General features: G+C 70.2%; 13 protein-coding genes. 6 read left to right on the forward strand and 7 right to left on the reverse strand.

Going from position 1 to position 14706, the window contains the following annotated elements:
• The 5 genes from BN39_RS09070 to BN39_RS09090 form a co-directional block, all read right to left on the reverse strand.
• The coding region (locus tag BN39_RS09070; RefSeq protein ID WP_019202072.1) for a phosphatidylcholine/phosphatidylserine synthase at positions 1–835 on the reverse strand (835 nt) is incomplete at its 3' end.
• A complete protein-coding gene (locus BN39_RS09075; protein WP_019202073.1) occupies positions 832–1593 on the reverse strand; it encodes a phosphatidylserine decarboxylase in 762 nt (253 codons plus the stop codon). The genes BN39_RS09070 and BN39_RS09075, both read right to left, overlap by 4 nt.
• A gap of 59 nt (positions 1594–1652) precedes the next feature.
• Positions 1653–1970: a GlsB/YeaQ/YmgE family stress response membrane protein gene (locus BN39_RS09080; RefSeq protein ID WP_019202074.1), complete on the reverse strand. Its 318-nt coding sequence runs from the start codon at positions 1968–1970 to the stop codon at positions 1653–1655.
• Between the two features lie 13 nt (positions 1971–1983).
• Complete coding sequence (glp, locus tag BN39_RS09085; RefSeq protein WP_019202075.1) at positions 1984–3195, reverse strand: gephyrin-like molybdotransferase Glp; 1212 nt, start codon at positions 3193–3195, stop codon at positions 1984–1986.
• Positions 3192–4559 (reverse strand): M20/M25/M40 family metallo-hydrolase, encoded by a 1368-nt coding sequence (locus BN39_RS09090; protein WP_019202076.1) that lies wholly within the window; start codon positions 4557–4559, stop codon positions 3192–3194. Before BN39_RS09090 ends, glp begins: the two co-directional genes overlap by 4 nt.
• 190 nt (positions 4560–4749) lie before the next feature.
• Here BN39_RS09090 and BN39_RS09095 point away from each other — a divergent pair, with 190 nt between their 5' ends.
• From BN39_RS09095 to BN39_RS09105, 3 genes are read left to right on the forward strand one after another with little or no spacing between them, the layout of a single operon-like run.
• Positions 4750–5910, forward strand: coding sequence for a hypothetical protein (locus BN39_RS09095; RefSeq protein ID WP_019202077.1), 1161 nt, complete (start codon positions 4750–4752; stop codon positions 5908–5910).
• 23 nt (positions 5911–5933) lie between these two features.
• Entirely contained in the window at positions 5934–7073 is a 1140-nt protein-coding gene (locus BN39_RS09100; RefSeq protein WP_159103234.1) for a hypothetical protein, read from the forward strand.
• Positions 7070–8266, forward strand: coding sequence for a hypothetical protein (locus tag BN39_RS09105; protein ID WP_019202079.1), 1197 nt, complete (start codon positions 7070–7072; stop codon positions 8264–8266). Before BN39_RS09100 ends, BN39_RS09105 begins: the two co-directional genes overlap by 4 nt.
• 59 nt (positions 8267–8325) lie before the next feature.
• On the opposite strand, the gene BN39_RS09110 is transcribed toward BN39_RS09105, so the two are convergent.
• Positions 8326–8787 (reverse strand): SRPBCC family protein, encoded by a 462-nt coding sequence (locus tag BN39_RS09110; protein ID WP_040766079.1) that lies wholly within the window; start codon positions 8785–8787, stop codon positions 8326–8328.
• 253 nt (positions 8788–9040) lie between these two features.
• On the opposite strand from BN39_RS09110, the gene groL reads away from it, so the two are divergent.
• On the forward strand, positions 9041–10663 hold the full coding sequence (gene groL / locus BN39_RS09115; RefSeq protein WP_019202081.1) for a chaperonin GroEL: 1623 nt from the start codon (positions 9041–9043) through the stop codon (positions 10661–10663).
• A gap of 85 nt (positions 10664–10748) precedes the next feature.
• Here the strand turns inward: groL and BN39_RS09120 are convergent, their stop codons facing one another.
• The gene (locus BN39_RS09120) at positions 10749–11627 is read right to left on the reverse strand and encodes a helix-turn-helix transcriptional regulator (RefSeq protein WP_019202082.1); all 879 of its coding nucleotides are present in this window, start codon (positions 11625–11627) and stop codon (positions 10749–10751) included.
• Positions 11628–11728: 101 nt separating this feature from the next.
• On the opposite strand from BN39_RS09120, the gene BN39_RS09125 reads away from it, so the two are divergent.
• Positions 11729–12481, forward strand: a complete 753-nt coding sequence (locus BN39_RS09125) for an SDR family oxidoreductase (protein WP_040766082.1) — start codon at positions 11729–11731, stop codon at positions 12479–12481.
• A gap of 247 nt (positions 12482–12728) precedes the next feature.
• Positions 12729–14663, forward strand: a complete 1935-nt coding sequence (gene htpG / locus BN39_RS09130; RefSeq protein WP_019202084.1) for a molecular chaperone HtpG — start codon at positions 12729–12731, stop codon at positions 14661–14663.
• Positions 14664–14706: the final 43 nt, after the last annotated feature.

The following is a 14706-nucleotide window of genomic DNA, read 5'->3' on the forward strand; positions in this document are numbered from 1 at the left end:
CGCGCCGACGGGGCCGCACGGGCCGCCGCTGCTCGCGGCGCATCTGGCGGCGTTCGGCGGGCTTGGTCTCCCATGCGGACGGACGCGCGGCGACCCACCGCTTCGACCGCCACGCGAACGGGATGTGCAGCAGGTACGCCAGCGACACCACGATGAGCGCGACGTACGGGAAGGTGAGGATGAGCGCGACCAGGCACGCGACCACCACGAGCACGCCGGCCGCCTTGGCCGGTTCGACGGTCATCGTCTTGAAACTGGAGGTGGGGATCCGGGACACCGTGAGCGCCCCGATGAACAGCGTCCACACGGCGACGACCGCGGTGTTCGACCACCATCCCGCGCCCCACTCCTGCTGCGCGGCCAGGGGGACGAGCACCAGCAACGCACCGGCGGGCGCGGGCACGCCGACGAAGAAGTCCTTGGTGTACGCGGGCGCGGTCGGGTCGGCGGCGAGGGTGTTGAACCGTGCCAGCCGCAGCACCATCGCCACCACGTACACCAGCACCACGGCCCAGCCGGCGGGCGAGCCGTCGAGGCAGGTGAAGTACAGGATCAGCGCCGGGGTGACGCCGAAGTTGATCGCGTCGGCGAGGGAGTCGAGCTCCGCGCCGATCTTGGTGGACGCGCCCAGCAGGCGGGCCACCCGGCCGTCGAGACCGTCGAGCACCGCAGCGACGACGACCAGCAGGATCGACAGGTCGATCTTGCCCTCGGCGGCGAACCGGACGCCGGTGAGGCCGGCGCACAGCGCGGCGACGGTGAGGACGGACGGAAGCATCATCACGCCGACGGGCCGGTGTCCGTCGGCGTCCCGGTCCTTCGTGGGGGCGGTCACGGGAGGTCGTCGGGGCGGTCGTCGGTGTCCGGGGTCCGCGGCAGGCGGGCGATCACCGTCTCGGCGGCCACGGCGTGCTGACCGCTCCACACCGCGAGCTCGGTGCCCGCCGGGAAGTAGGTGTCCACGCGGGAGCCGAACCGGATGATGCCGTAGGTCTCGCCGAGCTCCAGGGCGTCGCCGGGGGCGCAGTCGGTGCGGATGCGGCGAGCCACGAGCCCGGCGATCTGCACCACCCCGACGGGGCCGTACTCGGTGGCGAGCCGCACGCTGGTGCGCTCGTTGGCGTCGCTGGCCTCGGGGAGGTCGGCGGAGAGGAACTGCCCGGAGGTGTGCACCACGGAGTCGACGACGCCGGCCAGCGGCGCGCGCTGCACGTGCGCGTCGAAGACGGACAGGAAGATCGAGACGCGGGGCAGCGGCCCGTCGCCCAGCCCCAGCTCGGCCGGCGGCACGTGCGTGTCCACGAGCGTCACCTCGCCGTCGGCGGGCGCCACGGCGACGCCCTCCTCGGCCGGGACGACCCGCGGCGGGTGCCGGAAGAAGCCGGCGCAGGCCGCGGCCGTGACCAGCGCGGGAACGCGGATCCAGCTGCGTCTGTAGCCGACCGCCGCCACCCCGAGGGAGCCGGCGATGAACGGGATCCCGGCGGGGTGCAGCGGCGGCACGGTGTGCCGGATCAGTTCGGCGACGTGCTCGATGCCGGTGGAGTGCTCGGTCAGATGGCCGTCGACCGGCGTGCGTGGTCGGCGCGCCACCTCACGTCCTCTCGTATCGCTGTTCGTGTCGGGCCATATTCTCGCACCCGGCGGGGGGATTACTTACTACCGGACTTGCTCCCTGTGAACAGCTTCACTACGCCGAGCAGCAGGCATGCGCCGACCAGCGCCGTGAGGAAGGTGAAGATCCACCCCAGTGCGCCCGTCTGGACGTCGAACAGGCGGAGGATGTAGCCGCCGATCCAGCCGCCGATGCAACCGACGATGACATTGAGGAAGATCCCCATCTGCTTGTCGGTGCCCATGATCTTGCTCGCGATCCAGCCCGCGAGCCCGCCGATGATGATCCAAGCGAACCAGCCTGCGCTGAAGTTCTTCGACGCGAGCATCACGGTGTCTGCGTACTGCACGATCATGACTACCTCCTGGTCAGTGGTCGAGGTCGATCAGGTCCACCGGCTCGCCCGCGGCCAGGTTTTGGACCTCGGGCGGGATGTCCAGGAGACAGTCGGCCTGCGAAAGCCATCGTAAGTAGTGGGAACCCGGTCCGCCGAGAACCGAGACCGAATCGGTACCGTCGTCCGACCTCTCGATCCGTCCGCGCAGGTACTGGCGTTTCCCGGGGATGGACTCGATCGGCGCGGCGAGCCTCGCGCGCCGCCGCGGCCGGTCGGGCGGCAGGCCCATCGCGGCCCGGAGCGCGGGCCGCAGGAACACCTCGAAGGACACCAGCGCGCTGACGGGGTTGCCGGGGAACGTGACGAACGGGGTGGGCGGCGCACCGTCGAGCGCGACGATGCCGCAGCCCTGCGGCATGCCCGGTTGCATCGCCACCTTGGTGAACTCGACGCCGCGGTCGGCGAGCGAGTCCTTGACCACCTCGTACGCGCCGGCGCTGACGCCGCCGGTGGTGACCACGAGGTCCACCCCGCCGTTCGCGAGCCGCTCGGCCACCCGGGCGAGCAGGGCGCGGGGGGAGTCCTCGACGAAGCGCAGCGTCTCGACGGCGGCGCCGGCCTCGATGAGGGCTGCGGCCAGCATCTCGGCGTTCGACTCGTAGATCTGGCCCGGCTGCAGCGGCTGTCCGGGCGCGACCAGCTCGGAGCCGGTCGACAGCACGGCGACCCGTACCGGCGCGAACACGGGCACGGCGGTGAGGCCCAGGGCGGCGGCCAGTCCCACCGCGGCCGGGCCCATCCGGTCGCCCGCGTGGAGGGCGAGGTCGCCGGCGGCGATGTCGCTGCCCGCGGCGCGGAAGAACCGGCCGGGCTCGGGCGCCGCCTCGATCCGCACCCGGTCGACGCCGCCGTCGGTGTTCTCCACCGGCACGATGGAGTCGGCACCCTCCGGCACGACGGCGCCGGTCATGATGCGGTGCGCGGTGCCGGGCGCGAGCGGCGGCACGCCCGTGCGGCCGGCGGGGATGTCCTCGACGACGGGCAGCACGGCGCCCGCTGTCGCGTCCGCGGCCCGCACGGCGTACCCGTCCATGGCCGAATTGGTGAACGGCGGCAACGAGATCGGGGCGGCCACGTCGCGAGCCAGGACCAGGGTGGGCAGCAGGCCGGGCGCCAGTTCGACGGTCCGCGGTGCCGGCACGATCGCGGCGACGGCGGCCCGGTGCTCCTCGACGGATCTCATGCGAATCGGGTGAGCAGCAGCGCCTCGGCCAGGGCGGTGCGCTCGATCTCGCGGGGGTCGACGGACTCGTTGGGCGCGTGGATCCGGCACTGCGGCTCCTCCACGCCGAGGAGCGCGATCTCGGCCCCCGGGGCGGCCTTGCGGAGCTGGGCGCACAGGGGGATGGAGCCGCCCTGCCCGCTGGCGACGACCTCGACACCGCCGTACGCCTCCGACAGCGCCTCGGTGAGCCGGGTGTAACCGGGGCCGGTGGTGTCGGCGGCGAACGGCTCGCCGACGGACTCGACGTGGGCGTCGACGTGCGCGCCCCACGGCGCGTGGTCGCGCAGGTGCGCCACGAGCTTCTCCCCCGCGGTGTGCGGATCGGTTCCGGGCGGCACGCGCAGGTTGAGCAGGGCGGCGGCGCGGGGCTGGATCGCCGCCGCGGCGGTGGCGGTGGCGGGCGCGTCCAGGCCGATGACGGTGACCGCGGGCCGCGCCCACAGCTGGTCGGCGATGGTGCCGGAGCCGAGGATCGCGGTGTCGTCGAAGATCGCCGCGTCGGCGGCGAACCGGGCCGGATCGTACGGCTCGCCCGACCACCGCGCGGAGGCGTCGAGCCCGTCGATCGTGGTGTTCCCGCGCTCGTCACGGAGGGTGGCGAGCAGGGCGATGAGGGCGGCGATCGCATCGGGCGCGGCGCCGCCGAACTGCCCCGAGTGCAGGTCGGAGGTGCCGGTCGCGAGCTCGACGCGCACGCTCACCGCGCCTCGCAGCGACGTGGTGAGGGTGGGCCGGCCGACGGCGACGTTGCCGGTGTCGGCGATGAGGATGAGATCGGCCCGGGCCAGGTCGGGGCGCTGCGCGATGAGGTCGTCGAGGCCCTCGCCGCCGGCCTCCTCCGAGCCCTCGATCACGAGCCGTACGCCCACGGGGAGGGCGCCCGCGGCCTCCCGGACCGCCCGCAGGGCGGTGAGGTGGGCCACCAGGTTGCCCTTGCAGTCCGCGGCGCCGCGGCCGTACCAGCGTTCGGCGCCGTCCGGCCCAGGGCGCGGGGTCAGCGTGAACGGGTCGGACTCCCAGGCCTCGCGGGGGCCGGGCGGCTGCACGTCGTGATGGCTGTAGAGCAGCACCGTCGGCGCGCCCTCCGGGGCGGGGGTGTGCCCCACGATCGCGATCGACCCGTCGGACGTGGTGACCTGCTCGACGTTGTCGATGCCGGCGGCGGTGAACGCGTCCGCCACCCACTGCGCCGACGCGCGGTTCGGTTCGGCGCCGAATTCGGGGGAGTCGTGCACCGAGGGGTGCGAGACCAGCGCGGACAGGTCCGCCCTGGCCTGCCCCATGAGTCCCGCGACCGCGTCGCGCACCGTCGTATCGGTCATGTCGAGCCCTCCGCGCTGCCGGGAACGTCCGTCGGGCCACGATAGCGCGGCTTAAGCGGGCGCTTGGGGCGTGCTGCTTCTCTGGGATGGCGAGTAATCGCCCGTTCGGTTCGCCATCCAATATCGTGTACACGATAAAAGAAGGTCTCCGGCGGAATGCGTTCCTCCGGGACACGAGATGAGGACTTCCATGCGGAGACTGACCGGCGCCGTACTCGGGGCGGGCCTGTTGTTGACCGGGTGCTCGACCACCGTTCAGGGCACCCCCGTCGTGGATCAGTCCGCGGTGCCCAAGCCGGACGTGGGGAGCTTCTCCACATCGCCGCGGCAGGTCGGGCCGTTGACTGACGTCCAGGCGGTCGCGGCCGAGGGATATCGGATGATCGCCACGATCCCGCTGGCGCCGGACATCGATCCGGCGATCCGCTACAACGGCAAGATCACCACGGGGCCGTTGTCGAGCAGCACGAAGTCGACCTTCGGCGAGGGCGTGTTCATCGCGCTGACCGGCGCCGAGGTGGCCGCGTACACCTCGGCCTCCGACAAGGATCCGGGGGCGTCGACCTCCGATCCGGGGAAGACGATCGTCATGGGCGTCTACCGGATGAAGGACGAGGCGGCGGCGAAGGCGGCGGTGGCCGCTCCGGCCCTGCTCGCCCCGGAGAAGGGCGTCACGAACGACGACGGCCCGCGGAAGACGCCGGTGACCGTGCCGGGCCACGGCGAGGCCAAGGCGTTCACCAAGAAGTGGACGTCGAGCACATCCGTGACGGCTGTCCGCGCCCACGGGCGGTTCGTCCTCGCCGCGTACACGTCGGGTCCGGTCGAGCTGGTGCAGAAGTTCTTCGATCAGCAGATCAAGGGGTTGGAGGGGTTCGAGCCCACACCGACGGAGAAGTTCGCGTCGCTGCCCAAGGACCACGACAACCTGCTGACGTACACGGTGGCCGCGAGTAGCAGTCGCGACGTGGCGCTTCCGGCGCGGGCGGCGCTGGGGGAGCAGACCGACATCGCGGCCTCGAAGAAGAACTTCGACGAGGCCGGCGTCGACTACGTCGCCCGCGGGGCGAGTTACGTGTACCGGGCCCGGGACGAGGCCGGAGCAGACCTCCTCGCCGATCGCTTCATCGCGGAGACGCGCGGGTTCCGCAAGGGGGCGACCGAATCGAAGGTGAAGGGCGTCCCCGGCGGGCGATGCCTCACCTATCCGTCGTACGACGGCGCGAAGACCACGGAGACGTACTGCGTGGTGCCGGTGGGCAGATACCTCGCGGAGCTCGGCGATACACAGCAGGCGAAGGTGGAGCAGGCGCTGGGCGCCTCCTACCTCATTCTTCAGGGGGCGAAATGATCAGGTGGAGAACCGCTTCGGTGGTGGCTTTGGGTGTCGTGCTCGCCGGATGCTCGACGACGGTGCCCGGCGCACCGGAGGCGGACCCGGCGGCGGTCGCGGCGACGCTCGACACCGGCTCGTTCCCGAAGGCGCCGATGGACGTCGCCCCGTTGGACGACGTGGCCGCGAAGACACTGGAGGCGGGCCGCCTCGCGGACACCCTGCCGCTGGTCAACACCTTCGATCCGGACCTGCGGTACAACGGATCCGGCTACCTGGGCACGCCTTCGATGATGGCGCTCCAGATGACGCTGTCGAGCGACGTGAGCAAGGCGGCCGGGGACTTCGTGCTCGGCGCCATGTTCGGCGCGAACGACGCGAAGCCGGGGTCGGGGAAGCGCAAGAAGGACATGGCCGTCGCGGTGCTCCGCATGGCGGACGCGGGCGCCGCGAACCGCGCGATGGAGTACAAGGACTTCGGCAAGGCCGACGCCGGTGATCAGCCGCGAACCCCGGTGACCCTGCCGGGCCACCCGTCCGCGAAGGCCGTCTCAACCGAGTGGAAGTCGTTGGGGACCACGACGTTCACGGCGATGATGGCCTCCGGCGAGTACGTGCTCGCGGCGACCGCGACCACGGTTGACCCTGCCGACGGCCCCAAGCGACTGTCCGACTTCTTCAGCGATCAGCAGAAGGCGCTCGCCGATTTCAAGGCTGTGCCGCTGGACAAGCTCACCGCGCAGCAACCGGATCCGAACGGCGTCGTCAGGCTGGCCCTGCCGCAGGACCCCAAGACGTGGACCACTGCGACCAAAGCCGCGGGCCGCAACGACGACGTGGTCGCCGCGGAGAAGCGGATGAAGGACGCGGGAGTGGACTACATCGGCTACGGCGAGTCCACGGTGTTCCGGACCAAGGACGCCGCCGCGGCAACGGGATTCGCGAAGAGCGTGGGCGACTGGTACCGCGAGACCTACCCCGACGGTTCCGCCTCGTCGGCGATCAAGGCGGCGCCCGGCTCCCTGTGCTGGACGTATCCGCGGTACAAGGGGTCGAAGGATTCCAAGACCGCGTGCGCCGTCGCGCACGGACGCTACGTCGCGACCGTCTCCGACGAGCAGGCTGTCAAGGCCATCCAGGCGATCAACGCCTCGTACCGGATCCTCTCCGACACAGAATGATGCGCGAGCCCAACCGCCTCCCCGTCGCCATTCTGGCGGGATGCCTTGCGCTCACCGGCTGTTCGGCGACGGTGGCCGGCACCCCCGTCGTGGATCCGGCGGCGGCTCCGAAGCCGGAGACCGGTTCGTACCCCACCGCGCCGCGCACGATCGGAGTCGTGACGCAGGAGGAGGGACTCGTGCTGGAGGGGAATCGGATGGCCGAGGTCATCCCGATGGTGCACGAGGTCGAGCCCGCGTTTCACCTTCGGGGCCGGATGACCTCCGGGGCGCCGACGGTCGGGGACGCTTCGGTGAAGAGGATCTTCGGCGATGCCGCCAATCGTGCGATCGGCTCGAGTGCGGAGGTACAGGTGGTCATGGGCGCGGGGGAGGAGCCGCCGGGCGCCAAGCCGGACTTCTCGGTCGATTGGCGCGGGGTCTCGGTCGCGGTCATCCGCATGCCCGACGAGGAGGCGGCGGCGCGCGCCGTGGGGGCGGACCTCCTCGCGGGCGAGAAGGATTCGTCGGGCAAGGACAGCCCGAAGAAGCTCCCGGCGGCGATTCCCGGGCATGAGCGCGCGGTTGCCTACACGCAGGACTTCGGTCAGGGGCTTCGGCCTCCGACGGTCGCGTACCTGGCGCACAAGCGGTATGTCATCGGTGTCTACGGTGACTTCTCGGTGGAGCAGATCCGCACCGTTTTCGATCGGACCACCGTCGGCCTCGACGGCTTCTCGCCGACGTCGCTCGGCACCCTCGGACGGCTGCGTCCCGACCCGGAGGGGGTCACGCGGTTGACTCTCGCTCCGGAGCGGAGGGACACGGGGTATTCGGTCCCGGTCCGGATCGGCGTTCTCACGCAGACGGACGTCAGCCGGTCGGTCAAGACCTTCGCGGACGCAGGGGTCGACGTGATCGGCGTCGGTGGGAGCACCGTGTACCGGGCGCGCGACGAGAGCGGCGCGCGGCACGTCGCCGACGAGTTCGTCGCCGAGACGAAGGCCGCGTACAAGGACGTCGAAACGGAGACGGTGAAGGGAGTGCCGGGCGCGACGTGCCTGACCTTCCGTGAGAACGAGTTCGCGAAGACGAAGAACACGTACTGCGTCGCTCCCGTCGGCCGGTACCTCGGAGAGTTCACCTCGGCGCAGCGCGTCCAGGCGATCCAGGCGATCGGCGCCCAGTACCTGATCCTGCAGAGCCAGAAGTAGGCCGCAGACGAACGGAGGGCGCATCCCGTGCGGGATGCGCCCTCCGTCGATCCGGGAGGCTACTTCGCCTCGGCCTCGGTCTTGATGTGCGAGAGCGTCTGCTTCATGCCCACGAGGAGGCCGCGCTCGAAGTCCTCGTTGCCGCCGAGCAGTGCGCTGATGAGGAGGCTACTTACCGCGGTGGTCTTGCCGTCCGCCGCCTCGCGACGCTCGACGACCGTGGTCTTGTCGCCCTCGGCCACCAGGGTGAAGCTCCACACGGTGTGGTTCTCGGCCACCCGGAACGCGACCTTCTCGTTCGGGGAGAACTCGGTGACCTGGGTGTTGGTGGGCCACACGCGCCAGCCCTGGCGGTTGATGTTCAGCATCCGGGTGCCCTCCTTGAGGGGGCCGCCGAACACGAACACCTTCTTGCACTGCGGGCTGCGCTCGCCCATCTTCGCGAGGTCGGACACGACCGGCCAGACCTTCTCCACGGGCGCATCGACGACGATGCTCGACTCCAATACGGGGGTTGCCATGACCGGATCCTACCCATGGGTAGGAAAAGGGGCCGCGGCCAGCAGCAGACGACCTTGCACTCGACCCCGTCGAGTGCTAGAAACGACTTAGCACTCGGATAACGTGAGTGCTAGGTCAGGTAGGTGAGGCCGGGCCCTCCGCGCACGCGCGGAGGTGACACGCCGGGTCGTCCGTCGCGGGCACCGAATCGACCTAGAAGACGTGTCCAAAGTACGGGTCCAACAGACCCCTATCTGGAGGAATCACTTCGCAATGGCCAAGATCATCGCGTTCGACGAAGAGGCCCGCCGCGGCCTCGAGCGGGGCCTGAACGCCCTCGCCGACGCTGTCAAGGTGACGCTCGGCCCCAAGGGCCGCAACGTCGTGCTGGAGAAGAAGTGGGGCGCCCCCACGATCACCAACGACGGCGTTTCCATCGCCAAGGAGATCGAGCTCGAGGATCCCTACGAGAAGATCGGCGCCGAGCTCGTCAAGGAGGTCGCCAAGAAGACCGACGACGTCGCGGGCGACGGCACCACCACCGCCACCGTTCTGGCCCAGGCGCTCGTGCGCGAGGGCCTGCGCAACGTGGCCGCGGGCGCGAACCCGCTGGGCCTCAAGCGGGGCATCGAGAAGGCCGTCGACGCCGTCTCGGAGCACCTGCTCAAGGAGGCCAAGGAGGTCGAGACCAAGGAGCAGATCGCTGCTACCGCGGGCATCTCGGCCGGCGACCCCGCCATCGGTGAGCTGATCGCCGAGGCCATGGACAAGGTCGGCAAGGAAGGCGTCATCACCGTCGAGGAGAGCAACACCTTCGGGCTCCAGCTGGAGCTCACCGAGGGCATGCGCTTCGACAAGGGCTTCATCTCGGGCTACTTCGCGACCGACGCCGAGCGTCAGGAGGCCGTGCTCGAGGACGCCTACGTCCTGCTGGTCTCGGGCAAGATCTCGACCGTCAAGGACCTGCTGCCGCTGCTGGAGAAGGTCATCCAGGCCGGCAAGCCGCTCGCGATCATCGCCGAGGACGTCGAGGGCGAGGCCCTGTCGACGCTCATCGTCAACAAGATCCGCGGCACCTTCAAGTCCGTCGCCATCAAGGCGCCGGGCTTCGGCGATCGCCGCAAGGCGATGCTGCAGGACATGGCGATCCTCACCGGCGGCCAGGTCATCTCCGAGGAGATCGGCCTGTCGCTCGACACCGCCGGCCTCGAGGTCCTGGGCCAGGCGCGCCAGGTCGTCGTCACCAAGGACGAGACCACCATCGTCGACGGTGCCGGCTCCAAGGAGCAGATCGCGGGCCGCGTCTCGCAGATCCGCGCCGAGATCGAGAACAGCGACTCGGACTACGACCGGGAGAAGCTGCAGGAGCGCCTCGCGAAGCTGGCCGGCGGCGTCGCCGTCATCAAGGCCGGTGCCGCCACCGAGGTCGAGCTCAAGGAGCGCAAGCACCGCATCGAGGACGCGGTGCGCAACGCCAAGGCCGCCGTCGAGGAGGGCATCGTCGCCGGTGGTGGCGCTGCTCTCGCGCAGTCGGGCACCGTCTTCGAGTCGCTCGCCCTGGAGGGCGACGAGGCCACCGGCGCGAACATCGTCAAGGTCGCGCTCGAGGCCCCGGTCAAGCAGATCGCCATCAACGCCGGCCTCGAGCCCGGCGTCGTGGCCGAGAAGGTCCGCAACTCGCCGGCCGGCACCGGCCTCAACGCCGCCACCGGCGTCTACGAGGACCTGCTGGCCGCCGGCATCAACGACCCGGTGAAGGTCACCCGCTCGGCGCTGCAGAACGCGTCGTCGATCGCGGCGCTGTTCCTCACCACCGAGGCCGTCGTCGCCGACAAGCCCGAGAAGGGCGGCGCCCCGGTCGATCCGACCGGCGGCATGGGCGGCATGGACTTCTAAGTCCTGCCACTCGGCTAGGGATTCAGGGCCCGGCATCGTCTTCCCGACGGTGCCGGGCCCCTCTCGTTGCGATTCCGCGGTCGCGCTACAGGTATCCCCGCTCGCCCCGCGTATCTCCGCCGCGCGCGAGGATATCTGTGGCGTGCAGGGATTCGCGTCGCGCCCGGCGGACCATGGATTCGAGGGCCTCGACGGTTTCGGTTCCCTCCTGCGCCTGGTAGGCGACGACGAGTTGCCCCGGCGCGGCGGCGACCTCGAGGGTGGACCATTCGAGGTGCAGCACGCCCGCCTCGGGGTGTGCGATCACCTTGGCGCCGTTCGTCTTCGCCTGCACCTCGCCTTCGCCCCACAGGCGGGCGAAGAGTTCGCTGCGGACCGACAGCTCACCGACGAGTTCCATCAATCGCGGATGTGCGGGGGAGGGGCCCGAGAGTGAGCGGAGGTTGCCGACCGTCTCCCGCGCGACGGTGTCGTAGTCCAGGAACACCTCGCGTGCCTGCGGATCGAGGAACAGGGACCGCGCCATGTTGTCGCCGACGTGCAGGCCGATCCCGCGATGCAGCTCCTCTCCCGAGGCGTTCGTGGCGATCAGGTCGAGCAGCGAATTGGTGACGACGGTCGGGTTCGGCCACGATTCGACCAGTCTCCGCAGGAGGGGCGACACTTCGTCGACGACCTCGCCCCGTTCGGCGGGGAGCTCGGCGAGTCGCGCGAGGTGCGCGGCACCGTCGGCGTCCAGGAGCAGCACCTGGGCGAGCGAGGCGACGACGGCGGGAGAGGGGCGGCGGTCCCTACCCCGCTCGAGTCGAACGAGGTATTCGACGCTGATGCCGGCCTGGGCCGCCACCTCCTCCCTCCGCAGTCCCGGGGTGCGGCGCACGCCCATGGCGCGGAGGCCCAGCGATGCGGGATCGACGCGCTCACGTCGTGCTCGGAGGAATTCGCCGAGGAGGTTGTCCTGCACGCGGTCAACGCTACGCATTGACACCGGACGAGACAGGTAGTGGCGCTACCCCGCAGCGGCGCGGCCTCCCTCCGGGCTTCGTGAGCGGCGACCGTGGAGACATGACAGGTACAGATGAGACAGTCCTCCGGAATCGCACCGCACTCGTCACCGGGGCCGGAACCGGGATCGGCGCCGCCACCGCCACCGCCCTTGCCGCCGCAGGTGCCAGGGTCGCTCTCGTCGGGAGGCGTGCCGATCGCTTGGCCCAGGTGGCATCCGGCATCGGTGCTGAGTTCGCCTCCGCCGACGTCACCGACCGAGACGGCGTGATAGCGGCGATCGCCGAACTCCGAGCCGAGGTAGGACGCTTCGACCTGGTCGTCGCCAACGCGGGAACGATGCTCGCAGCCCCCTTCGACACTGCGGACCAGGACGAGTGGGAGCGCATGGTTGCCACCAACGTCACCGGCCTGCTGACCACGGCTCGCGCGACGATCGACGATCTCACGCAGGCGGCGGAGACCGGACCGGCCGACCTCGTTCTCACGAGTTCCATCGGCGCACACATGGTTCTGCCGGGATACGCCGTCTACACGGCGACCAAGGCGGCGGTCACGCACCTCGCGACGAACCTGCGCGCCGAGTTCGGGCCCCGCGGCGTGCGGGTCCGGGCGATCGAACCGGGGATGACGGAGTCGGAGCTCGGACACGACATGTCTGATCCCGGAGCTCGGGAGTTCCTGCGCCGATTCACGCTTGAGACCCCGCCGATTCCCGCGTCGGCGATCGCGGACTCGGTGGTGTGGAGCGCCTCGTTGCCGGACAGTGTCAACGTCGCGTCGATGATCGTTCTTCCAACGGTGCAGGGTTGAGCGCGGCCTGAGGTGCCGGCCCCTCTCGTTCCGAAACCGGCGTTCTGCCAGGGCACGATGGATATGTCTCGGCGTGATCCCGTAGAACGCCGGTTTCGGTATTCGCGGGGCGGGGATTCGTGTAGCGAAACGGCGGGTGAGCTGCGTATTCGAAGGGGCTTTTCCAACCCCGCCCCGGCGGCGGAGGCCGTGACCGCGCTTGGCAGAATCGTCGGCGGACCCGTCATTGGAGATGAGAGGCGACGACGTGACCGCAGAGACCTTGCAGTTCCAGGCCGAGACCGATCAGCTGCTGTCGCTGATGATCCACTCCGTGTACTCGGAGAAGGACGTCTTCCTCCGCGAGCTGATCTCGAACGCCTCGGACGCGCTGGACAAGCTGCGGCTGGAGGCGTACCAGGACAAGGATCTCGAGGCCGATGCCTCGGACCTGCACATCGACCTCATCCCGGATGCGCAGGCGCGCACGCTGACCATCGCCGACAACGGCGTCGGTATGACCCGCGCGGACGTCGTCGACCTCATCGGCACGCTCGCCAAGTCGGGCACCGGCGAGCTCAAGCAGAAGCTCGAGGCCGCGAAGCAGGCCAAGGAGCAGGGCGCCTCCGCGGAGCTGATCGGCCAGTTCGGCATCGGCTTCTACTCGGCCTTCATGGTGGCCGACAAGGTGACCCTGGTGACCCGCCGGGCCGGCGAGGACACCGCCACCCGCTGGGAATCCGAGGGCCACGGCACGTACACGATCACCGACCTCACGGGCGACGACATGCCCGAGGGCCACGGCACCGCCATCATCCTGCAGCTGCGCGCCCAGGACGACGACGACAGCCTGCACGATTACACGTCCGAGCACGTGCTGCGCACGGTGGTCCGCCGCTACAGCGATTTCATCGCCTTCCCGATCCGCCTACTCCTCCCCGCAGCCGAGTCCGAGTCCACGGCCCCCGACGCCGGGACGGACGGTGCCGAGCCGTCCGGCCCGGAGACGCTGAACTCGATGCAGGCGCTGTGGGCGCGCCCCAAGGACGAGGTGTCGGACGAGGAGTACGCCGACTTCTACCGGCACGTCAGCCACGCGTTCGACGAGCCGTTGGAGACCATCGCCGTCCGCGCCGAGGGCACCTTCGAGTACCAGGCGCTGCTGTTCATCCCCACGATGCCGCCGTTCGACATGTTCTACCGGAACACCAAGCCGGGGCCCGCGCTGTACGTCAAGCGCGTGTTCATCATGGATCACTGCGAGGCCCTGCTGCCCGGCTACCTCCGGTTCGTGGCGGGCGTCGTCGACGCACAGGACCTGTCGCTCAACGTCTCCCGCGAGATCCTGCAGAACGACCGGCACCTGGTGATGATCCGCAAGCGCCTCGTCAAGCGGGTCCTGCAGACCGTGACGGCCATGCGGGAGAACGAGCGCGAGAAGTACGACACCTTCTGGACCGCGTTCGGCGCGGTCCTCAAGGAGGGGCTGCTCGACGATCAGGAGAACCGCGAAACCCTGCTCAAGGCATCGGCGTTCGAGTCGACGTTCAGCGAGAGCGGCACCACCGGGCTCGCCGAGTACGTCGCGCGCATGCCCGAGGGCCAGGACGTGATCTACTACGCCGCCGGCGAATCGCGGCGCCAGCTGGAATCGTCTCCGCACCTGGAGGCGTTCGCGGCCAAGGGATTCGAGGTGCTACTGCTCACCGACCAGGTCGACGAGCTGTGGACGCCCGGTGCGGAGTTCGACGGTAAGCGGTTCGTCTCGGTCGCCAAGGGCGAGGCGGATCTGGGCGACGAGGCGCCGCAGGTCGAGGGCTTCGAGCAGCTCACCGAGTGGCTCTCCGGCGTGCTGGAGGAGAAGGTGTCGGGCGTGCGACTCACGTCGCGGCTCACCACATCACCCGCGTGCCTCGTGGGCGGCGAGTTCGACCTCACCCCGCAGCTCGAGCAGATGTATCGGGCGAGCGGCCAGGAGGTTCCGCGCACCCGCCGCACGCTGGAGCTCAACCCCGAGAACGAGCTGGTGCAGGCGCTCCGCGACCGGATCGCCGGCGCGGAGGAGGCCGGAGCGGACGCCGCGCTCAAGGACGCCGCCGAGATCCTCTACGGCACAGCGGTGCTCGCCGAGGGCGGCGCGGTGGCCGATCCGGCCGAGTTCGCGGCCGTCCTCGCCCGGCACCTGGCCCGCGGCCTGAACTGAGGACCCCGCCGACGCGGCCGTGCCGACTGCCTGAGCCGATCCG

Source organism: Tsukamurella sp. 1534, assembly GCF_000312385.1.
Classification (GTDB): Bacteria; Actinomycetota; Actinomycetes; order Mycobacteriales; family Mycobacteriaceae; genus Tsukamurella.